The sequence below is a fragment of the Paenibacillus sp. J22R232 genome (assembly GCF_056269165.1).
Window position 1 is genome coordinate 121,318 of the sequence record NZ_JBWDNK010000010.1, and the last position, 20,761, is coordinate 142,078.

The 20,761-nt window shown below is 50.1% G+C and carries 17 protein-coding genes and 4 pseudogenes; 18 read left to right on the forward strand and 3 right to left on the reverse strand.

The genetic code is table 11. From position 1 onward, the window contains the following. Nucleotides 1-46 precede the first annotated feature (46 nt). Together AC0YN3_RS24100 and AC0YN3_RS24105 are read right to left on the reverse strand one after the other, a co-directional pair. Complete coding sequence (locus AC0YN3_RS24100) at nt 47-1,621, reverse strand: helix-turn-helix domain-containing protein (RefSeq protein WP_475777486.1); 1,575 nt, start codon at nt 1,619-1,621, stop codon at nt 47-49. After that, the gene (locus tag AC0YN3_RS24105; protein ID WP_475777487.1) at nt 1,596-3,356 is read right to left on the reverse strand and encodes a cache domain-containing sensor histidine kinase; all 1,761 of its coding nucleotides are present in this window, start codon (nt 3,354-3,356) and stop codon (nt 1,596-1,598) included. The genes AC0YN3_RS24100 and AC0YN3_RS24105 overlap by 26 nt, the downstream gene beginning before the upstream one ends. A gap of 248 nt (nt 3,357-3,604) precedes the next feature. On the opposite strand from AC0YN3_RS24105, the gene AC0YN3_RS24110 reads away from it, so the two are divergent. From AC0YN3_RS24110 to AC0YN3_RS24150, 9 genes and pseudogenes are all read left to right on the forward strand, one after another. Next, entirely contained in the window at nt 3,605-4,567 is a 963-nt protein-coding gene (locus AC0YN3_RS24110) for an ABC transporter permease (RefSeq protein ID WP_475777488.1), read from the forward strand. Nucleotides 4,568-4,591: 24 nt separating this feature from the next. Beyond that, nucleotides 4,592-5,482 (forward strand): carbohydrate ABC transporter permease, encoded by an 891-nt coding sequence (locus AC0YN3_RS24115; RefSeq protein WP_475777489.1) that lies wholly within the window; start codon nt 4,592-4,594, stop codon nt 5,480-5,482. An 87-nt stretch (nt 5,483-5,569) separates the two neighbouring features. Beyond that, a complete protein-coding gene (locus AC0YN3_RS24120) occupies nt 5,570-7,213 on the forward strand; it encodes a type 2 periplasmic-binding domain-containing protein (RefSeq protein ID WP_475777490.1) in 1,644 nt (547 codons plus the stop codon). Nucleotides 7,214-7,249: 36 nt separating this feature from the next. Beyond that, complete coding sequence (locus AC0YN3_RS24125; RefSeq protein WP_475777491.1) at nt 7,250-10,963, forward strand: 3-keto-alpha-glucoside-1,2-lyase-like domain-containing protein; 3,714 nt, start codon at nt 7,250-7,252, stop codon at nt 10,961-10,963. A gap of 54 nt (nt 10,964-11,017) precedes the next feature. Further along, nucleotides 11,018-11,272, forward strand: a complete 255-nt coding sequence (locus tag AC0YN3_RS24130) for a hypothetical protein (protein ID WP_475777492.1) — start codon at nt 11,018-11,020, stop codon at nt 11,270-11,272. Between the two features lie 366 nt (nt 11,273-11,638). Continuing rightward, the gene (locus AC0YN3_RS24135) at nt 11,639-12,424 is read left to right on the forward strand and encodes a sugar phosphate isomerase/epimerase family protein (RefSeq protein ID WP_475777493.1); all 786 of its coding nucleotides are present in this window, start codon (nt 11,639-11,641) and stop codon (nt 12,422-12,424) included. Next, nucleotides 12,417-13,520 (forward strand): Gfo/Idh/MocA family protein, encoded by a 1,104-nt coding sequence (locus tag AC0YN3_RS24140; RefSeq protein WP_475777494.1) that lies wholly within the window; start codon nt 12,417-12,419, stop codon nt 13,518-13,520. The genes AC0YN3_RS24135 and AC0YN3_RS24140 overlap by 8 nt, the downstream gene beginning before the upstream one ends. A gap of 49 nt (nt 13,521-13,569) precedes the next feature. Then, a pseudogene (locus AC0YN3_RS24145) lies at nt 13,570-13,801 on the forward strand (NADPH-dependent oxidoreductase); the annotation flags it as partial. A 123-nt stretch (nt 13,802-13,924) separates the two neighbouring features. Then, nucleotides 13,925-14,055: pseudogene (locus AC0YN3_RS24150) on the forward strand (IS30 family transposase); the annotation flags it as partial. Nucleotides 14,056-14,263: 208 nt separating this feature from the next. Here the strand turns inward: AC0YN3_RS24150 and AC0YN3_RS24155 are convergent. Then, nucleotides 14,264-14,812, reverse strand: a complete 549-nt coding sequence (locus tag AC0YN3_RS24155; RefSeq protein WP_475777495.1) for a TetR/AcrR family transcriptional regulator — start codon at nt 14,810-14,812, stop codon at nt 14,264-14,266. A 206-nt stretch (nt 14,813-15,018) separates the two neighbouring features. On the opposite strand from AC0YN3_RS24155, the gene AC0YN3_RS24160 reads away from it, so the two are divergent. From AC0YN3_RS24160 to AC0YN3_RS24200, 9 genes and pseudogenes are all read left to right on the forward strand, one after another. Next, nucleotides 15,019-15,609, forward strand: coding sequence for an NAD(P)H-binding protein (locus tag AC0YN3_RS24160; RefSeq protein WP_475777496.1), 591 nt, complete (start codon nt 15,019-15,021; stop codon nt 15,607-15,609). 35 nt (nt 15,610-15,644) lie between these two features. Next, nucleotides 15,645-15,740: pseudogene (locus AC0YN3_RS24165) on the forward strand (hypothetical protein); the annotation flags it as partial. After that, nucleotides 15,739-15,813 (forward strand): annotated as a pseudogene (locus tag AC0YN3_RS24170) (NADP-dependent alcohol dehydrogenase); the annotation flags it as partial. The pseudogenes AC0YN3_RS24165 and AC0YN3_RS24170, both read left to right, overlap by 2 nt. A 25-nt stretch (nt 15,814-15,838) precedes the next feature. Then, nucleotides 15,839-16,588, forward strand: a complete 750-nt coding sequence (locus tag AC0YN3_RS24175) for a carboxymuconolactone decarboxylase family protein (protein WP_475777497.1) — start codon at nt 15,839-15,841, stop codon at nt 16,586-16,588. A 47-nt stretch (nt 16,589-16,635) separates the two neighbouring features. Next, nucleotides 16,636-17,031, forward strand: a complete 396-nt coding sequence (locus AC0YN3_RS24180; RefSeq protein ID WP_475777498.1) for a cupin domain-containing protein — start codon at nt 16,636-16,638, stop codon at nt 17,029-17,031. Between the two features lie 12 nt (nt 17,032-17,043). Continuing rightward, nucleotides 17,044-18,024 carry an aldo/keto reductase gene (locus AC0YN3_RS24185; RefSeq protein ID WP_475777499.1) on the forward strand — a complete coding sequence of 327 codons (981 nt, stop codon included), beginning with the start codon at nt 17,044-17,046 and terminating at the stop codon, nt 18,022-18,024. A 34-nt stretch (nt 18,025-18,058) separates the two neighbouring features. Next, on the forward strand, nt 18,059-19,093 hold the full coding sequence (locus AC0YN3_RS24190) for a zinc-binding dehydrogenase (protein WP_475777500.1): 1,035 nt from the start codon (nt 18,059-18,061) through the stop codon (nt 19,091-19,093). Between the two features lie 99 nt (nt 19,094-19,192). Beyond that, complete coding sequence (locus tag AC0YN3_RS24195) at nt 19,193-20,023, forward strand: SDR family oxidoreductase (protein WP_475777501.1); 831 nt, start codon at nt 19,193-19,195, stop codon at nt 20,021-20,023. A 316-nt stretch (nt 20,024-20,339) separates the two neighbouring features. Continuing rightward, nucleotides 20,340-20,717, forward strand: coding sequence for a hypothetical protein (locus tag AC0YN3_RS24200; protein ID WP_475777502.1), 378 nt, complete (start codon nt 20,340-20,342; stop codon nt 20,715-20,717). Nucleotides 20,718-20,761: the final 44 nt, after the last annotated feature.

The window sequence follows — 20,761 nt, forward strand, 5'->3', positions numbered from 1 at the left end:
GTGCAAGCCCCGATTCGGCTAGTGCTGATCGGGGCTTGTTTGACGTTTACCTGGATCGGCGATACTCCTTCGGGGAGATGCCGAAGTAATTTTTGAACGCGCGAGAGAAGTGATACAGGTTGCCGTAGCCAACCTTCTCGGAAACTTCGTTAATGCGCAAGGTAGGATCCTGCAGCAGCTTGCTGGCTACTTCCATCCGTACCTTGATTAAATAGGCGGTAAAGGTCAGCCCGGTCCGCTCCTTGAACAGCTTGCTGAAATAAGAGTAGTTCATGGATACCCGATTCGCCACCTCCGCGAGCTGCACTTCGCGGTTGAAGTTCTCCCTGACGAATGTTTCCGCGAACGAGATGACGGTGTCCGCCGGTTCGGCATTCTCGCTCGCGGAACGCTTCGCGGTGTCCGTGTACGCCACTAAATACCTGCGAAGGTCGCCTAGCGTATGAAAGGAGGCAAGCGCGCGGATTTGCTCGCGCTCTTCAAACGGCAGACGTCCGTCGAAGCGTCGCCGGATTTCCGTCAGCAGCAGCTCGTAAACCGCCTTTAGCCGGTCGAGGGACTCGCTCCCGATCAGGCTGTCGGGCAGCCAACGGTCGATCCATTGAGAGATCCTCTCCAATTGCAACGTATCGACGGCGTGGCGAAGCTCCTCGATATCCTTGCGGGAAGGCAACTGCGCATCCGTTCCGCCGGGCCGATTGTCCGAATTCGACGACAGCACTTCGCAAGGCTCTCGAAGAATGCGGTACGACATGGCAAGCCTAGCTTGCTTATAATGTTTCAGCAGGTCGGCCAGCCGGCACGGCTCGCTGACGGACGCGACCGCATGCTCTGCACCGGCCTCCTTTAATCCCTTTACCGTCTCCCTAATCATGGAAGATGCAGCGTCAAACGAGACATCATCCGTGAAGTTGATAACCGCACAGACGCTCCCGTCCCCGTCGTGGAACGCCAACAGCCGCAATTCCTCCGGATGCCCGACTTCGCGGGCATTCCGCTCCAAGAGCGATTGTGCTAAGTCCAAATCTCCGGAGTGATAAGGATCGCCGCTAATATGGAACAAAGCTACGGCAGCCGAACTGTGGATCAAATAAGAGTCCGTTAGCTCAAAATCGGGAGAGCTGACCGCATCGCCGTTGCCTCGAGGATGACTGGCCCCGTTCAGAACCGCGTTCAATCGCGAGGCGAGCATCATCCGTTCAGCCTTGCGGCTTCGTTCCGCTTGTGCGGCCTTCTTGCCATCCTCCGCGATAGCTGCGATCGCAGTCCGGATCTGCTTAGCTAATTCGGCCGACCCTGCCGGTTTCAGCAGATAGTCGAGAGCGCCGTATTTAAAAGCCTCACGGACGTAAGCGTAATCGCTGTATCCGCTGAGCAGGATGAATTTGGACGACGGCAGCTCGGCCGAGAGCCGACGGATCACTTGAATGCCGTCGATATCGGGCATGCGCATGTCCGTAATGACGATATGCGGCTTCAAATCGGCGGCAGCTTGCAGCCCCTCCTCCCCGCCGCAGGCGACATGAATCTGCGAGATCTCGGCAAGACCCGCGCGCTCCAGCTTCGCTCTGACGCCGTCGCCGATCAGTTGCTCGTCATCGATAATGAGCACGTTGTACATGGCTGTCTTCCTCTCCTGCATCGTAGGGGATGCTGATGATCGTCTCCGCATATTCGCCTTTTACGCTGATAAGCCGAATCGAGTATTCCTCCCCGTAGAACAGCTTCAGTCGTTCGTTGATGTTGCCGAGCCCGATGCTTTCCCTTGTTTGATCGTTAGCCGGCGTATAGTCGGATTTCCTAAACCGCTGGTTAAGGTAAGCAAGGCGTGCCGGTTCGACTCCCGGACCGTTGTCCCGGATCGAAAGCAGGACGGTGTCGTCGGACTGAAGCGAAGCGACGAGGCCGATGCGCAGCAATCCCTTCGCCGGGAAGCCGTGCCGGATGCTGTTCTCGACGACCGGCTGCAGAAGGAAGCGAATCACGCGTAACGGAAGGAGCCGCTCCGGCACCTGAACGCTTAGTTCAATTTCGCTGCCGTATTTGATTTTCTGCAGGTTCATGTATTGCTCCAGATAGCGAATCTCGGACTCTAGCGTCGCGAACTTCGATTGTCCGTCCATATTGTAACGCATCATTTTGCCGAAATCGGCCATCGCATCGGACTCTTCGAACTGACCGGCCAGCTCCATCCTCGCGCTGAACATATCGAGAGTATTGTAAATGAAATGGGGATTGATCTGAGCTTGCAGCGCGGCGAGCTGAGCGTCCTTCTGCATCGTCTCTTTCCGAATCATGTCCTTCATCAGCATCGTTACCTTGTTCAACAGAAGATTGAACTTCTCGGTAATAACCCCGAATTCGTCCCGCCGGTCAATCGGAATAGGCTTGAAGCCGGCTTCGATCGCCTGATCCATCTGGCGGATGCTCGTTCTCATTTTGCGCAGCACCATCTTAAGCACGGAATAGAATGAGAACAGCAGAACGACCATCGTCGCGATGAAGACGAGGTTGCTTACTGCTTGCAAGGAATTCGCCGTGCGCGGCTGAGAGACGGTCATCAGCATGGACAAGCCGACGCCCTTCAGCTTCTCTCCGATATACAACTTACCGTCGCGTATGGAATAGTCGCCAGAAGACAGCGTTTGCAGGAGTAGGGAAGAGAGAGGGTTCTCGCTTTCTTCCGGGTATAGAATATGGCCTTGTTCGTCCGCGATGACGATATCTTGACCGCTCTCCGACGGTCCTTGGGCGGTCGCCAGCAAATCGCTTGGTCGAACTTCGACGAGCGTGAAGCCGAGATCATTGCCTTCCAATGAGATCATCTTCTGCACGAAGCCGAAGGTTTGGCCGCTCACCGTGTTATCGCGGACGATCCAGGCCGATTTCGAGCCGGACCGGACGAACGAATCGTACCAAGGCTCCCGTTTGGCTTTGGACGAATTGTAGAAGGCGCCGAAGCCCTCGGGGATCGTCTCGTTGTTCATGAAGACGGATATCTTCTCGGTATTGACCTTCTGGAACAGCATCGCATAGTTGATGAGCGGCGCCGCGTAACTGAAGTAGGTATCCAGCGAATTGTTATCCTCCGAGAAGGGGCTCTCCAGAAATTCCTGCAAACGATAATTGAAAGTGATGGAATCGCTGACGCTCTCGATCAGATCAATCTTGTTCTCAATTGTGTGTTTCATCTGCTTCAGCGCCGTAGCGGAATTCGAGACCAATTGAGCGCGGACGAACTGCTGGGATTGATCGTACGTATAGAGCCCGAGTACGCTAAAAGGAAGCAGAATCAGCAGCACGAACGCGAGCATTACCTTGCTTTTGATGCTTATGGCGTTTAAATGGCGGCGCATCGTCGTACCTTCTCTCGATGGTTATGGGACCTACTTCACGTATTCGACAATTTACTAGCTAACCCTTCCCGTTGCCTGGATCATCCAAAATGAAGGTATCAAAACAAAAACCGAGATATTTTTATAAGCGCTTTCAAGTCTTATAGTTGGATTAGGCTTCCGGCGCTGAAGCAAATTCAAACAAAGAGAACGTTACTCGCTATCGCCATTCGAGAGGCGGTCCGGTAACGAACGGGGGTGGACGAGAAGTGGAAAGAACCTTAGAGGCGGGACGCCGCGCTCCTGCTTCGGGAACGGAGGGGACCGGCCGACGCTCAAATTGGAAGAGCCAATTCGCTCTACAGAGCATGGTATGGCCTGGGCTGCTGTTCCTTATCGTATTTTCGTATGTGCCTATGTATGGTATTCTGATTGCCTTTAAAAATTTCGATTTGTTCTTAGGCGTCATGGACTCGCCATGGGCAGGATTTAGCCACTTTAGGGAGTTCCTCACGGACCCTAACTTTATGAACGTGCTGCGCAATACGCTGGCGATGAATTTGCTCGCGCTCTTTCTTGGGTTTCCCGCGCCGATCCTGTTCGCTCTCCTCTTAAACGAGTTGACGGGAGTACGCTTCAAGCGATTCGTGCAAACGGTTTCGTATTTGCCGCACTTCGTCTCATGGGTTATCTTCGGCGGGTTGATTCTGACCGTGCTGTCGCCTTCGAATGGGATCCTCAATCTGCTAATCGTCAAGCTGCATATATCGGATGAACCGATCAACTTCATGGGCAATCCGGAGCTGTTCTGGATCATCATGGTCGGGGCGGAGATGCTGAAGGGTATCGGCTGGGGGGCAATCATCTATATCGCGGCGATTTCAGGCGTGGATCCAGAGCTTCACGAGGCGGCTACAATCGACGGAGCCGGCAGGCTCCAGCGCATGCGCTATGTTACGGTGCCCAGCATCATGGGGACGATTGTCATCATGCTCATTTTCGCTGTCAGCTCGATTCTCAATACTGGCTTCGAGCAAATCATGGTGATGCAGAATCCGCTGAATCTCGACGTTAGCGAGACGATCGATACTTACGTGTACAAGGTCGGACTTCAGCAGATGCGCTATTCCTACTCGACAGCTGTCGGTTTGGCCAAATCGCTTGTCGCGCTCGTCCTGCTGTTCGGGGCGAATTACGTATCACGCAAGCTTACCGATAACAGTCTGTTCTAAGGTAAGATGAAGGAGGAATTAAGAATGAATATCCGCTCCAAAGGAGATAAGTGGTTCGACGCATTTAATGTCATCATCATGACGGCCATCGTGGTGCTTACGATCGCCCCGTTTTGGTTCGCGCTGGTGGGCTCGTTTAACCAGGGACTTGACTATATGCGGGGAGGGGTCTATTTCTGGCCTCGCACGTTTACGCTATCCAATTATTTTTCGGTTTTTTCCGATCAAACGATTTTTCATGCCTACTTCGTTACGATATCTCGAACGATCGTCGGCACGGCGCTGCACGTGGCGTTCACCGCGCTCGTGGCTTACGGCATGTCGCGCAGGGCGCTGGCCGGCCGCAACGTTTATATGGTCGTTATGATGTTCACGATGTTTTTCTACGGCGGCCTTGTCCCGACTTATTTGCTGTACAAGGATCTCGGCTTGCTTAACAACTTTCTGGTCTACATCATTCCTACGATGTTCAGCGTCTGGGACATGATTATCGTCATGTCGTTCTTCCGTTCGATACCCGAGCAGATCATCGAGTCCGCGAAGATCGACGGAGCCGGCGAATACCGTATTTTCCTGCAGCTCATCCTGCCGCTCACCAAGCCCGTCTTGGCGGCTATAGCTTTGTTTAACGGGGTGTATCACTGGAACGCGTATACCGACGCGATGCTGTTCACGACCAAGGAAGCGCTAGAGCCGGTTCAACTGTTCCTCATGCGCATCGTCACGGATTCGTCGGAAGCGTCGAAGTTCGGGGAGCAGGCTGCAAGCGTCATGCCGGAAGAAGCGAAGCAGATCAGCCCCGAGACGCTCAAGCTTGCCATGATGATGGCGACGACGGCGCCGATCCTGGTTATCTACCCGTTCCTGCAGAAGTATTTCGTCAAAGGCGTTCTCATCGGTTCCGTCAAAGGTTGATTTTCGCGTCAAGCAGGCACGTACGGGTCTGCTTGACGCGAATGAACAACATATAGCACTTACAAGACAAAGGGGAGGCAAAACGACATGCATTTCAGCAAAAAATGGATCGGCGCCACGCTGGCAGCCGTTCTGATGGGTGGACTTCTCGCGGGTTGTTCATCCGGCAACGAAAACGCGAGCAACGCGAAGTCCTCGGAATCGGCCGTTCCGTCTGGAACAGCGTCACCGGGTGAGAAGCAGGAGAACAAGTCTCCGATCAAGATCACTTGGTTCGTGGACCAGGATTACTACAAGAAGAATTGGGATCCGGAAAACAACTTGCTTGACAAAATGATTACCGACGACACCGGCATCTCAATCGACTTCACCTCTGGCAACTCCGACAAGCTTAGTGCCATCATCGCTTCCGGCGATATCCCCGACGTTATTACGCTCGATAAAGGATCACCGCAGCGCGGTGTGCTCGAGAAGTCGGGTCTCGTCTCGCCGCTAGACGAGCTGATTAAGCAGCACGATCCGGACTTCCAGGTTCCGAAGTCGATGCAGGACTGGTTTCGCAATCCGAATGGACACTACTATGGCTTTGCAAGCTTCTTCTGGGCGAAGGAATCGTTCCAGCCGGGCGACCGCATTCGCAGCAACCAGGGATTATACGCGAGGCAGGATATCATGGATCAACTCGGCATTAAGGCGGAGGACTTCAATACGAAGGAGGGCCTGGTGTCCGCACTGCATAAGGTCAAGGAGTCAGGGAAGAAATACAATGGCTTTACGGTAACGCCCGCGTATTTCGAGAGCTGGATTATCGGCAACTTCTTCGGCGCTCCTCGAGAGGATTCGCAAGGCAATCTGATCGATCGCGAACGCACGCCGGAGATGCTTGAAGCTTACAAGTTCCTGAATCGACTATACCGAGAAGGCTTGATGCCGGAAGACAGCCAGACACTCGACAAGAACCAGATCCAAGAGAAGGTCACGAACGGCGCTGTCTTCGCGTTTACGAATAGGACGATCGACTGGAGCGCGCTCTATCAGGCGGACCCGAAAGCCGTATTCGTTCACGTGGGACCGGTGGCAGGCGACTCGGGCAGCAAACCGTATGTCGATCCCGTCAGTTCGTCGGGCTGGACGCTTTCGATGATCAACAGCAAGACAAAATACCCGGATCGCATCATCAAGCTGTTCGATTACTTGTCCACGGAGGAAATGAGCTTAAACGTAAATTACGGTCCGAAAGGCGCGGCATGGAATTACGACGAGAGCGGCAAAGTGAAGTTGACCGATGAGTTCAATACGCTGAATGCCGAAGATGCGAACAAAGCCAAGCTTAAATACGGCAACGGGACGCTGCAATGGTTGATCAATTGGTTGCCGATCCAGAGAACCACGCCAGCAACGAGCACGGAGGATGCGAGGATCAAGGAAGAGTCGACCATTTACTTCGCCGATTTCACATATGATATGCTTCCGTTCGAATCGATAACTCCGCTTGGCGGCACAGAGGAAGGCGGCATCAACGCGAAGATCGAGGAGCAACGCAAGAAGCAGCGGGCCAAGATGATCCTCGCCAAGTCGGAAGCTGATATCGAGAAGTTTTTTAATGAAGAGATTCAGCGGGAAGAGAAGCTTGGTTATCAGAAGCTGTACGACTACCAGAATAAACAGTTCCAAGAAGCGAAGAAGGCGCTTGGCATGACCTTCGCTTGGCCGGCGAATCAGAAGAAATAAGCCCTGGAGCTGAGACAAAATACGCGGATGCAATTCTTGGCGTCCGCGTATCCAATTGGAGCGAGAGAAACGACTGAATCGGAACAAAGGGGAACGATTACGTTGATTGCAAAGCCCAAACGGATAAGCCGCAAGTGTCTGATCGGATGGTTAGTGTTGATACTCACGATTCCGCTGTTTAACGTCGGCGCAACCGAGGCGAATGCGGCCGTGCCCGCCGGCTGGCAGCCGATAGACACGGAGCCGATGATTGCCGAGGGCAGCGCTTTGGATTTGTCGGCAATGAATGATGCGCCAGCGGGGAAGCACGGTTTTATCCAGATCGATTCCGACGGGGATTATGTCTTCGAGCAGCAGCCGCAGCGGAAAGTAAAGCTTTATGGGGGCAATTTATCCTGGAATATGTACTATGGCTCTCATGAGGATGCCGATTGTACCGCGGAGCGATTGGCACGACTAGGCTATAACGTCGTACGGCTTCATTCTTTGGATTCCATGGCAGATTGGGCGCCCGGCATCTTCCAGCCTAACTCTCCGACCCCGCAGTTGAATGCCGATAGGCTGGATCAGGTCGAATATCTCATCTCCAGGCTTAAGGCTCACGGTATCTATGTCGTGATCGATCTGTTCCAGTTGTATGACTTCAAGAACGTACCGGTTCTAGGCGAATATGCAGAGGGATATAATTCGGCCTATCTTCTGCCTACGCTGCCTGAAGCGATGGAAATGTGGAAGGAGATCGCGAGCGTGTGGCTCACCCATGTCAATCCTTATACGGGGATTGCCCTGAAGGACGATCCTGTGCTCGCGGGCGTCAGTCCCTGGAACGAGTCGCTTCTCCTCAATATGAGACTTAGCTCGATGAAAGCGAAGTTTCGCACTTTTCTAATGGAGGATTTCAACGACTTCCTGTCGGATACGTTCGGCGAAGCTCCCATCTCGTCGATCTCCGATCAATACTGGAATGAGAGCGGCACGATCAAGGATCGCCTAAGCGCCTATTACTCGAAGAAGACCATTTCGGCAGCGAACGAGATGCGAAATTATTTGAAGCAGGAGCTCGGGGTAGAAGTGCCGGTCGGAGGATTGAACCACATTATTAGTCCGAACGTGAATTACTGGCGGGACCAAGCGTCGGACGTCTACGAGACGCACTTGTATCACCAGTTCGTCGATAACCGAATTTACGAGAATGGTAAATATGGCTTCCAATTCAGACCTCTCAAATTCCCGCGTCTCAGCATGTCGTTCGATAGCGCAACGAACGCGAACTATCCGAAGGATTGGGCGAGCGATCGGCTGTTCGGAAACTATTATCCGGCTTTGTCTTTAAGGCAAGGGTACGAAACTCCTTTCTTGCTGACGGAATTCCAAGACACGTTCCCAGCCAAGGGGCGCGAGGAAGCTGGCATCTTCGTCGGTGCGACAGGAGCGTTCCAAGGCTGGGATATGTTAAATCGATATTCATTCGGCATGAACGTCGGCGACGCCTACACGAACGGAAGACTCGGGACGCCGGAGTCGTTCTCTATCGCGAATGACCCGCTAGCGATTCTATCTGAGGCGGAGGGTTCGCTACTGTTCCGGACCGGTGCCATACAGGCCAGCGTGCCGAAGTTCGCCATCGTATGGGATAAGATGTGGGCTCGCGACAAAGGCGCCGCTTCCGAGATCGAGGCGTATATCGCCAACATGATGTATATCCCGCATCTGTTCAACACGGCAACCGTGTATGCGGATAACCCGAGCGTACCCTTCGCGGTTTACCGGATCACGCCGGAGCTGACTACGCAGCAGATCGAGGCGGGTCAATTCCCCGCTGTGAACCGAATCGCGATCACGAGCGGCATGACGGATCGGCAAGTGGCCGAAGCGATGATCGACTCACTCGACGCTTCCCAGACGAAGACGGCAATGCTTGACGCTCTGAATGAGAACAAGCTGCTGTCCGACACGGGAGAGCTTCTGTTCGACCTGAATCTGAACACCTATATGGTTCGGACGCCAACGGTCGTCGCGGCGGCCGGCACGATGGACAATCACGATCTTGAACTCGGTCCGGCAACCGTGACCGGCGATGTGTACAAGGGCACGTTCTTCGCTTCCTCCCTGGACGAGAAATCGTTGGAAGACAGCGACAGGCTGCTGCTTATTTATACGACGGACGTCGCAGCTACGGACGAAGAGACGGTACAGTTGTCCACCGGCGAAGTCAAATACTTTAAAGGCAAGCTACCTACGCTAGCCAAGGAACAAACCGCGCAATTCCGGTTATCGGTCGACCGCCCTGCGGGAGGATACAAAGCCTATAAACTGTCACTTAACGGCGTGAGGCTGGAAGAGATTCCTGTGACGGTCTCAGGAAGCGACCTTGTCGTTCAGCTCGTTACAGACAAAGGTTTCGCCTTCGAGCTTATCTATGACCCGTTGTTCGCGGATACGTTCGAGAACGGGAACGCGAGCGGTTGGACTACGGTAAAAGGACAATGGAGCGTGGTCCAAGACGGGGAGAGTACCGTTTATCGCTCCGCCGCAAAGGGCAAGACAGTAATCGATGCGACATACGGCAGCGACTACTCGGTGGAGGCCGACATCAAGTCGACGACCGCTAAGGGAGAAGTCGGCTTACTGGCAAGATACGCAGACAACGACCATTATTATGTATTCAAGTACAATGCGCAAAAGGGTAAGGCTGTAATCAAGAAACGAGAGAGCGGGATGACCTCCGTTATTCAATCGGTGTCCGGGCTGACGACAATCGCAGCCGGCACGCCCTATAAGCTGCGGTTCGAAACGGAAGGAACGTCGCTAATCGGATCGGTGAACGGCCAGACAATTATTACCGCCGTCGACTCATCGATCTCCGAAGGAAAAGCGGGTCTTGTGTCAAGCTCGAAGAAGCCCGTTGCATTCGACAACGTTCTGGTCCAACATTACGATCGTTCGGCTCCTACGCCTCCCGCAAACTTAACCACTACAGTGCTCTCTTCTTCAGAGATTAACTTAACCTGGCAGGAATCCACAGACGAAACGGACGTCGCGGGCTATAAGGTCTACCGGAACGGAACGGATATCGCCACCGTTAACGGCTCGGTCTATAACTACAAGGATACGGGACTGAATGCCGTGACGACGTATCATTACGCGGTTAAAGCTTACGATCCGGGAGGCCGGCTATCGGATCCCAGCATCGAAGCAATTGCGACGACATCGAACTTGCTATTCGAGGACAACTTCGAGGATGGAGTTGTGAGCGATTGGACGGTCGTCTCCAATTGGGGCAACTTCTCGGTCGTAACCGACGGGAATTCGAAAGTCTATTTGTCCGACAACGCGGATAAAGGCGGAACCAAGTCAGTGACGGGACTTAGCACATGGACGGATTATAGCATCGAGGCCAAGACGAAAGTGGACACCTGGCAAGGCCGCGTAGGCTTGGTTGCGAGATTCGTGGATTACAACAATTTTTACTACATGTATTACGCAAGCTATTACAAGAGAATGTTCATCGTTAAGCTGCAGAACGGCGTGGAGACGACGTTGGTGACATCGCCCGTTCTCTCGGATCCGACGACCGGTGTCTACCATACCTATCGTTTGGAAGTGAGGGGAAACTCGCTTAAAGCGTACTTGGACGGGCAATTGCTCGCCAGCGGGACGGATTCCGCCTTCGGTACCGGCAAAGCGGGCGTATTCTCTCATCAGGAGAAAGCATATTTCGATGACGTAAAAATCCAGGCGATGTTGTAATTGGTCCTATTCGAGGTCAATTGCCGTTGCCTCGGCATTCAGGGGGTTATCTCTATGCGTTTACTCGAACGCGCCAGCGTGATGACGCCGAAGCTTTCAAGCTCCTTTTCCGCAGGCGGCCATCGAGCTTCAGCGGCGGGCACGCAATACGACGAGGGCCGGCCCGGTGCCGCGGACGAGGCGGAACGCCAGTCTAGTCGGCCCGATCTTCTCATGAAGTGCTGTACCTTCATCACGATGCGCGATCCGCATACGCATGAAGTCTCCGGAACGAATCTGTTAGGATCGGACATTCCCCCGAGCAACTAGCGTTGCACGGCAGCGACGAACGATTAACGGCGGATACGCTTTCTCTAGCATGCGTCCGACTACGGAGCGGTGCGGTCTAGAATAGCTTGCAGTTTGCTGCGGAGCCTCGAAGGCATAGCGTCCTGTACGATTTACATGACTACGCGCATGGCCGGCACGGCATTGGCCTCGAGGAAGACGACGTCCATGTTCGCGGTTGGACGGACGCTTGCGGCAGTTGGCTCAAATACAACGGCTTCTAAAATACTCATCGAAATCATATTTTGCCAAATAAATTAATAGTCATCATAACGGCTATTCTACAGACCTCCTAAAGCTAAAGGGTGTAAGCTGATGACGAATAGCGAGAATAGGGAGGAAATAGGTGTGAAGAACAAAATATCCGTTCAGTTATATACGCTCCGCGAGCAGTGTGCCGCTGACTTTCCCGGAGTGCTTCGCGAACTGGCTCGAATCGGTTACGGTGCCGTCCAGTTTGCCGGATTCTACGGGTACGATCGAGCCTTGCTGAGATCCGTGCTGAAGGAAACGGGGCTTCGCGTATCCGGCTTGCATTACGGCGGGGATGAACTGCTTAACGAGCCGGAGCGTGCGATTGCCGAAGCGAAGTTTTTCGGAACGCCCGATATCGTGTGTGCGGGAATCGGCGAAGAGTACCGGGACGAAGCGGGATATCGGATGCTCAAACTTCGGTTCAACGAGTTGGCAGATCGTCTGCAAAGCGAGGGGTTACGAATTAGCTACCATAACCACGCCTTCGAATTCGAAACGGCGGTGGACGGGAAGGACGGGCTGTCGTACCTGATCGCGCCTGAGGAGGACAATGTCATTCTTGCAGAACCTGACGTCTACTGGCTGAAAAAGGGCGGACACGACCCCGTCGAATTCCTCGCGCCTTATGCCGGACGAGTCCCGATTCTGCACATGAAGGATATGACGGACGACGAGGAACAAGCCTATGCAGAGATCGGTACAGGGACGATCGATTTCGATGCGATTATTCGCTGGGGAGAGGAGTCGTGCGTCGAATGGTACGTCGTGGAGCAGGATAGCTGTAGGACGGATCCGTTAGAATGCGTCAAGACGAGTTACTCCAATTTGGACCGGCTAATGAAGAAGATCAAGGAGAAGGAGGAGGCGCGGCATGGCTAGATTGAAGGTCGGTATCATCGGTACCGGCAATATAAGCGGGATTTACTTGGATAACGGGAAACGCTTTGAATCGATGGAGATCGTGGCGTGCGCGGATTTGGACGCGGAACGCGCGAAAGCCAAGGGAGAAGAATTCGGCGTTCGCGGCTGTTCGGTGGACGAGCTGCTCGCCGATCCGGACATTCAGATGGTCATTAACCTGACCATTCCTCAGGCCCATGCACCGGTCGCGATGCAAGTGCTGGAAGCGGGAAAGCACGTCTACACGGAGAAGCCGCTGGCCGCTACGCGCGAGGAAGGCATTCGCGTACTTGAGACGGCGAGAAGCAAAGGTCTGCGTGTGGGCGGCGCGCCGGATACCTTCCTAGGCGGCGGCATCCAGACGTGTATCAAGCTGATCGAAGAGAGCGCGATCGGCACACCTATCGGCGCAACCGCTTTCATGATGGGTAGCGGACCGGAAATCTGGCACCCCAACCCGGACTTTTTTTATCAGCCTGGCGGCGGGCCGCTGTTCGATATGGGGCCCTATTATTTGACCGCGTTGGTTGCGCTGCTCGGTCCCATTTCCCGCGTGACGGGTTCAGCGAAGATCTCGTTCCCGGAACGGGTCGCCAAAAGCGAGAAGCTTAACGGGAAGAGGATTAAAGTCGAGACGCCGACCCACATCGGGGGCGTACTCGATTTTGCATCCGGACCGATGGCGATGCTGCTGACAAGCTTCGATATCAACGGCGGTTCTATTCTGCCGCGGATCGAGCTGTACGGGAGTGAGGGGACGCTGCTGGTGCCGGACCCCAACACGTTTACCGGTCCCGTGAAGCTGAGACGGATGGGCGAAGAAGAATGGTCGGATATTCCACTGACGCATGGCAAGAGCGAGAACGCCCGAGGTGTCGGCGCCGCGGATATGGCGCAGGCAATTATGTCCGGTCGCAGCCACCGCGCGAGCGGCGACTTGGCCTATCACGTACTGGAAGCGATGTTCGGCATTCTCGACGCTTCTTCCCAAAGCGTTCATTATACGATGCAAAGCACTTGCCAGAAACCAGCCCCGTTCCCGACGGGACTTACAGACGCCAAACTAGAAGCATAAATGCAATGCAGGGATTCAAATTTCTGGAATGACTTTTCAACTTGCTTACAAAGAGTGGAACAATAAGGCGGCCGGAATCGTAAGCTTACGGTTCCGCGGGCGGCGCCCGCGCCGCCGAGCATTTGCGGGGTAGGCGACGTCCGCGCAAATCCAACCTTTTCGCACTTTACGGATTTCTAGCAGTACAAAACGTTCAAACCGGCCGACGCGCAGTTGAAAAATGTGAATGCCAGGTTGTCGGTTGGAGCGAAGCTTTGAAGAGCTTGCGTAATAATCATTAGTTAGCGAAAAGACCATTAGAGCTGCTGAGCTCGAATGGTCTTTTTTTTGTGCGTGAATCGCTATTTATTCTGAACATTTGTTTACCCGTTCTTCCTGCCGGAGAATTTTTTAGCGGTTCAGCCGGTAAATATACGAAGACACTTCCCGAAGAACTCCATCTGAAGCTGCACGAAACCTGATCCCTGAGCAGATCGCCGAGAAGCGTCGTACCGAACGGAAACCTTTCGTGTGTTTCAAGACGATCTACAGATGGCGGGTGGAAAACGGCTCACGAAGCCTTCTTGGAAGAGGTGTCGCACTTAGCTTGACAATTCGTCGTTCAAAACAACAAAGCGGAAGCAGATCAGAGGAACCGTTGTCGGTTTGTTGTTGTAGTATGGCCGTACGCGCGAGGGTATCCATTCGCGGACCAGCTGATCGATAAATCGGTTGTTGTTTTAAATTAAGTAACAGCAGTAGATTTAGTTGCAATTCCTCTCCAGCAAGGCCCCTAATTGTTCCGCTAAAGCTTGGTAGGTAATTGGTCGTTCATTCACAAACCACCATTCGACGACCCCCACATAAGCAGATGCTACAAATCTGATAACCATATCCTCGTTTAGTCCTTTATTTTTACCCTGTGTTACATCAACCTCATCTTTGAACTCCTCATGCAAAAAATCTAGAAATCGGGTGCGGAAAAATGGAGCTCCTTTACTCGCCAACATCATTGAAAAAAAAAGGTAGTTTTCTTCGAAATACTCTGTCCATATAAGGGATCCACTTACAAAATCTAAGTCTGCTGCCGCCTTGCAACGAACTCCGAGTTCGTTAATATGCGTTTCGATAAGCTTATCAAGCAAGTCATATTTATCCATGTAATGAAGATAAATCGTTCCTCTACTGACATTAGCACGGTCAGATAGATCCTGGATTGTAATGTTGTCAAAGTTCTTTTCAGACATAAGTTCCAAAACTGCATTTTTTAAAGCATCTTGGGTTTTCTTTATTCTTCGATCGGCCTTAGCCAAAGTGGAACACCTCGATTCAGTGAAATAGTAGACAATTTAGCATCTATTGTTCAGTAATTAACAAATGGAATAGATCTAACCATTGAAGCTTTATTGTTATCGTTTATAATTTTAGACACGAGTTCATTAATAAATCAAGGTTAAGTTTCGAAAGTTTGAACGTGAGTTAACTCCAGAATATACACTTTGAAAAAAGCGAGGCGATTATGATGAGTAAGGTTCTGATCCTTGGCGCAAACGGAGGAATTGCTCGTGTAGCCATTGAGTTATTCCTAAGGGAAGCAGACACACAATTAACGCTCTACTTGCGTAATGCGCAAAGGTTAAAGCATTTGGAATCTAATCGAGTTAGGGTCATTGAAGGTAATGTTTTAAATCAGGATCAATTAAAAGAAGCTATGGCGGGGCAAGATGTCGTGTATGCCAATTTGGCTGGCCAATTAAAAAAAATGGCTGAAACCATCGTGACAGCCATGTCCTCAACAGGCTTAAGACGTCTGATTTTTATTAGCTCCATGGGAATTTATGAGGAAGTTCCCGAAGAGAAGTATAAAAGCATATTGGATCCTTACAGGGATTCTGCGGCTATCGTTGAGTCTTCGAATCTCGATTATACGATTTTAAGACCAGGCTGGTTTACAAATGATAATGAAATTGATTACGAGATCACACCTAAAGGGGAACCCTTTAAAGGTTATTCTGTATCACGTAAAAGTGTTGCAGATCTGGTTGTTAAGCTGGCATTAGATCCTGGTTTAGAAGTTGGCCAAAGTCTAGGGGTAAATAAACCCGAATAAAAAATGGTTTCTTATAAAAAATAATGTAAAAACTAAATTCAGATATTCATAATGTTCATAATGATTTTGGCAGTGGAGTTTATCCCATGGTTCCTGGTCACGAAATTGCAGGATTTGTTGCAGCTGTAGGTTGATGAAACATACGAACGTGTCCTAAGCAGTGATGTTCGATATCGATTTGTTATCGATATGTCCACTTTGTAACCCTGATAAATAAGGAGAATAATTGATGACTATTACGGATGCAGCTCAAAAATATCATGAGAAAATGTTTCCAGGCTACAAATCTAAGGTCTTGGAAACAGATCCGGAATTTAGTGAGCGCTTCGATAATTTTGCGTTTGATGAAGTCGTGAATCAGGACGACTTGGATGGCAGAACTCGTATGATGGCCATATTGTCCGTTTTGATTGGTTATCAAGGTATAGATGAGTTTAGAGCTATGGTTCCAGCCGCATTAAACTTTGGCGTTACTCCAGTGAAAGTAAAAGAGATTGTTTATCAGTCCGTACCTTATATGGGTATAGGAAGAGTCTATCCTTTCCTGCATGTTGTGAATGAGATTTTGACTTCACAAGGGGTTGAATTGCCTTTGCCAGGACAAGCAACCACCACTTTAGAAAACCGTTTGGAAGCAGGGATTAAAGCACAGGTAGATATCTTCGGACAACATATGCAGGATTTCTGGCAGTCAGGACCGGAAGAGAGCAAGCGCATTAATTACTGGCTCGCAGCTAACTGCTTTGGTGATTACTATACGCGGAAAGGGCTCGACTACAAACAAAGAGAGATGATTACATTCTGCTTTCTTTTGGCCCAGGGTGGATGCGAACCTCAGTTGACCAGCCATGCTGCCGCTAATATAAGGCTTGGAAATGATAAGAGTTTCCTTATTAAAGTTATTTCTCAATGCTTGCCTTTCATCGGCTATCCGCGCAGTCTAAATGCTCTCCGGTGTGTGAATGAAGCTGCGGCGTAATCGGAATAATCCCCTTATCAAATAACATTCGAAAGTAGGAAATAAAGTTGAATAATGAACAACTTCGCAACAGTACCATTTTTCCATTAGGAGAAAAGGTTCAAGCAAACTTCATAGGTGACGCCTACCTACAAATGGTGTTTACAGATACGACACCTCTGAACACTGCGATCGGAAATGTGACCTTCGCTCCAGGGGCACGGAATAACTGGCACTCCCATCGGGTTGGACAGGTTCTATTAGTCACTGGCGGGAATGGGTGGTATCAAGAAAAAAACAAACCTGCACGGTTGCTTCAAACAGGTGACGTGGTTAATATTCCGCCTAACGTGAAACATTGGCATGGAGCGACAAAAGACAGTTGGTTTGTACATCTGGCTATGACTCCGGGAGAAACAGAATGGTTTGATGCCGTCAATGATGAATGGTTTGATAAACTATAGGAGGTTTTCTGGATGGAATATATTAAATTCGGAAATACGGGAATGGACGTCTCTCGGATTTGTCTGGGTTGCATGAGCTTTGGTGATGTGCTTCCCGGTGGACATCAATGGGTACTCGATGAGGAGCACAGTCGTCCAATCGTCAAAAGAGCACTAGAACTGGGTATCAATTTTTTTGATACAGCGAACATTTATGCAGGCGGAACCAGTGAAGAGATTATTGGGAAAGCTTTAAAGGATTATGCGAACCGCGATGAAATGGTTCTGGCTACAAAAGTCTGGGGACGTATGCATCAAGGCCCCAATGGTGTAGGGCTTTCTCGGAAGTCCATCATGAGCGAAATCGATAAGAGCCTGAAGAGGTTAGGGACTGATTATGTAGATCTCTACATCATTCATCGCTGGGATTATGAAACACCTATTGAAGAAACCATGGAAGCCATGCATGATGTCGTCAAGTCTGGAAAAGCAAGATATATCGGTGCTTCTGCGATGTATGCATGGCAATTCCAAAAAGCATTACATGTGGCGGAGAAAAATGGCTGGACTCGTTTTGTTTCCATGCAAAATCACCTTAACCTCATATACCGGGAAGAGGAAAGAGAGATGATTCCGTTTTGTACGGACCAAAAAATTGCGTTGACTCCTTATAGTCCGCTTGCATCGGGAAGACTAATTCGCGATTGGTCAGAAACTACCCATAGATCAGAAACGGATCAAATTCAGAAATCAAAGTACGATTCGACTGCTGATGCAGATCGATTGATCATTGAGAGAGTTGCGTCCATTGCAGAGAAGCGCGACGTACCCCGCAGTCATGTTGCGCTTGCATGGCTGTTGCAGAAAGAAGCTGTAGCAGCTCCTATTGTCGGTGTAACAAAAATCGCTCAACTTGAAGATTCTGTAGGGGCTCTATCAGTGAAATTAACCACAGAAGAAATCTCATTCCTGGAAGAATTGTATATCCCTCATCCGGTTGTGGGAGCTCAATAAATTCGAAATTTAAGAAAAGGCGGAGAATTGATAAATGAAAGCAAATATGATGTATGCTGCTGGTGAAGTTCGCGTAGAAGAAATCCCCGTTCCGAGATTGCAAAAACCGACGGATGTGATTTTAAAAGTGGTTGCTGCCTGCATTTGCGGAAGTGACCTGCATCCTTATCACAACATGCATGCCCATGAGCATGGAGAGGGCGAAGCAATGGGGCATGAAGTAATTGGAAAGATTGAAGAAATGGGTTCGGAGGTTTCCGGGTTCAAAAAAGGCGATTTAGTCATCGTTCCTTTTGCTTATGGTGACAGCACCTGTCCGTTCTGCCAAGAAGGATTAATGACATCTTGTGTGCATGGGGGCTTTATGACCGGCTGTCAGGCGGAATTTGTGCGAGTGCCTCAAGCAGAGGGAAGCATGTTTAAACTACCCGACGAAATTGATGAAAACTCTCCTTTGTTACCGTCCCTGTTAACATTGTCTGATGTATACGGCACTGGTTATCACGCGGCGGTGATGGGAAGAGTGAATGAGAATACGACGGTAACGGTTATAGGTGATGGAGCTGTTGGTCTTCTTGCCGTTCTGTCAGCGAAGAAGCTCGGTGCCAAGAAAATTATTCTTATGGGCCGTCATAAGAAGCGGACCGATCTTGGTATTGAATTCGGTGCAACAGACGTTATTAATGAACGCGGAGAAGAAGGCATCGCGAAAGTTCGAGAGCTGACAAATGGTGAAGGAACACATGTTGTTCTTGAATGTGTCGGGCTGATGCCTGCTTACGAGATGAGTCTTGGAGCCGTTCGGGCCGGTGGAGTTATCAGCCGCGTTGGTGTTCCACAGTATGATGATGCTCCCGTTGGTTTTGCAAGTCTTTTCGGGCGTAATATTACGCTAACTGGAGGACCAGCGCCAACGCGTGCTTACATGGAAGAATTGTTACCCGACATTTTGGAAAGTAAAATTGAACCGGGTCGTGTCTTTGACGTTACGGTTAATTTGGTTGGTGTTCCGGAGGGTTATCGTGCTATGGATAAGCGTGAAGCGCTCAAAGTATTAATCCGACCTTAATGAAGCGAGTTTTGGTTCTCCTGAGCGAGGTTATCCAAAAAGGACAAATAGCGAAGTAAAAAGTGAAGTGATCCTGGAAAAAAATAAGGAGAACAAACTATGAAAGAAGTTGTACTTTGGACCGGTGCCGGACAGATTGGCATGGCGATAGCCAGAAGAATCGGTTTTGGTAAGAAAATTATGATTGGCGATAAGAACCTAGATAATGCCAAGGCTACTACAAAAATTATGACAGAAGCCGGATTTGATGCGATACCAGTCGAAACAGACATTTCCTCTAGAGAATCGATTTTAAACTTGATTGCAAAAGGTCAGAAATATGGTGAAATCACTGCGCTTATCAATGCAGCTGGCGTGTCACCTAGTCAGGCACCTATTGAAGTGGTTTTGAAGGTGGATTTGTACGGAACAGCAGTATTATTGGAGGAAGTAGGTAAGGTCATAGTTCCTGGAGGAGTTGGTGTTACAATTTCCAGTCAGTCTGGACATAGAATGCCTGAACTGGGAACTGAAATTGATGAGCAGTTGGCTACGACACCAACTGAGGAGCTCCTTAATTTGGAAGTCCTTCAACCTGAAAAGATCAAGGATTCGTTGCACGCATATCAAATGGCGAAACGGTGCAATGTGAAGCGTGTAATGTTTGAAGCTATACGTTGGGGTGAAAAAGATGCTCGTATCAACTCCATTTCTCCAGGAATTATCGTAACTCCATTGGCTATTGACGAGTTCAATGGTCCAAGAGGAGAGTTTTATAAGAATATGTTTGCCAATTGCCCAGCTGGACGTCCAGGAACAGCAGATGAGGTTGCAAATGTAGCTGAGTTGCTGATGGGGCCACATGGCGCTTTCATTACCGGGTCTGATTTCCTAATCGACGGTGGAGCGACAGCTTCTTATTTTTATGGATCACTAAAACCAGTAGAATAGTTTCCAATTGCGTTCTCGTTAGAACACCAAAGGCGATCTCCAATACACGAATCCATTCATGGGCATGGGCTTCTTTGTTTTCAGCTGTCGCACTTCATATTACAATCCGTCAAATAATGAAATAATCAGCGTTGCCATTAATCCGGCAACGCTGATTGTTTTTCGTGAAAAGACTTGAATAATTTGAGATGGCTTACGTTAAAAACAAGACTTGAAGCGAGTACAAGGGAAGGCATCGTAGAAGGCATGTCTTTTCATTTGTGTCGTTGATGTCCACACGGTTGATTCGTTTCATTTCAAAAGACTCTGTTACACGTTGGCAACATATTCTAAAGGGAAGCTTTTGTGCTTTGAAGAGCCACATGTATCACAAAATTTTTATAAAGCAGAGCTTGGTTTGGAAGATAGAAGCACTTTTATCTTGTTAAACAGTTCCTATCCCTTTGTTGCGTTTGCTTCTTCAGTTCAATATTTCGATATTGATTTTGTAGACTGCTCACTTTCTAGCGAAGTAGATGCCGTGAGCAATGGATTTAGGGTACTATCTGCAAACGAACTTAATCAACGATTAAAACTCGATGAAAGAACTCATGCCGTGCTAAATGAAAACAATCTAAATAAGGCGGAGTTAAATCAAATCTTTCGTTGTAAACCTAAAACGGTTGGAGATGTCATCTTTAATTTTTGGGATTAAGGGCAGATCAAATGGCAAAGGACGGCGTAGCCGTATCGACTTGT

What these genes read in the sequence shown, in the direction of transcription:
- AC0YN3_RS24175 (WP_475777497.1), top strand. Translation starts at nt 15,839, where the DNA reads ATGACTATTACGGATGCAGCTCAAAAATATCATGAGAAAATGTTTCCA.
- AC0YN3_RS24115 (WP_475777489.1), top strand. Translation starts at nt 4,592, where the DNA reads ATGAATATCCGCTCCAAAGGAGATAAGTGGTTCGACGCATTTAATGTC.
- AC0YN3_RS24120 (WP_475777490.1), top strand. Translation starts at nt 5,570, where the DNA reads ATGCATTTCAGCAAAAAATGGATCGGCGCCACGCTGGCAGCCGTTCTG.
- AC0YN3_RS24160 (WP_475777496.1), top strand. Translation starts at nt 15,019, where the DNA reads ATGATGAGTAAGGTTCTGATCCTTGGCGCAAACGGAGGAATTGCTCGT.
- AC0YN3_RS24100 (WP_475777486.1), bottom strand. Translation starts at nt 1,621, where the DNA reads ATGTACAACGTGCTCATTATCGATGACGAGCAACTGATCGGCGACGGC.
- AC0YN3_RS24130 (WP_475777492.1), top strand. Translation starts at nt 11,018, where the DNA reads ATGCGTTTACTCGAACGCGCCAGCGTGATGACGCCGAAGCTTTCAAGC.
- AC0YN3_RS24190 (WP_475777500.1), top strand. Translation starts at nt 18,059, where the DNA reads ATGAAAGCAAATATGATGTATGCTGCTGGTGAAGTTCGCGTAGAAGAA.
- AC0YN3_RS24185 (WP_475777499.1), top strand. Translation starts at nt 17,044, where the DNA reads ATGGAATATATTAAATTCGGAAATACGGGAATGGACGTCTCTCGGATT.
- AC0YN3_RS24105 (WP_475777487.1), bottom strand. Translation starts at nt 3,356, where the DNA reads ATGCGCCGCCATTTAAACGCCATAAGCATCAAAAGCAAGGTAATGCTC.
- AC0YN3_RS24140 (WP_475777494.1), top strand. Translation starts at nt 12,417, where the DNA reads ATGGCTAGATTGAAGGTCGGTATCATCGGTACCGGCAATATAAGCGGG.
- AC0YN3_RS24195 (WP_475777501.1), top strand. Translation starts at nt 19,193, where the DNA reads ATGAAAGAAGTTGTACTTTGGACCGGTGCCGGACAGATTGGCATGGCG.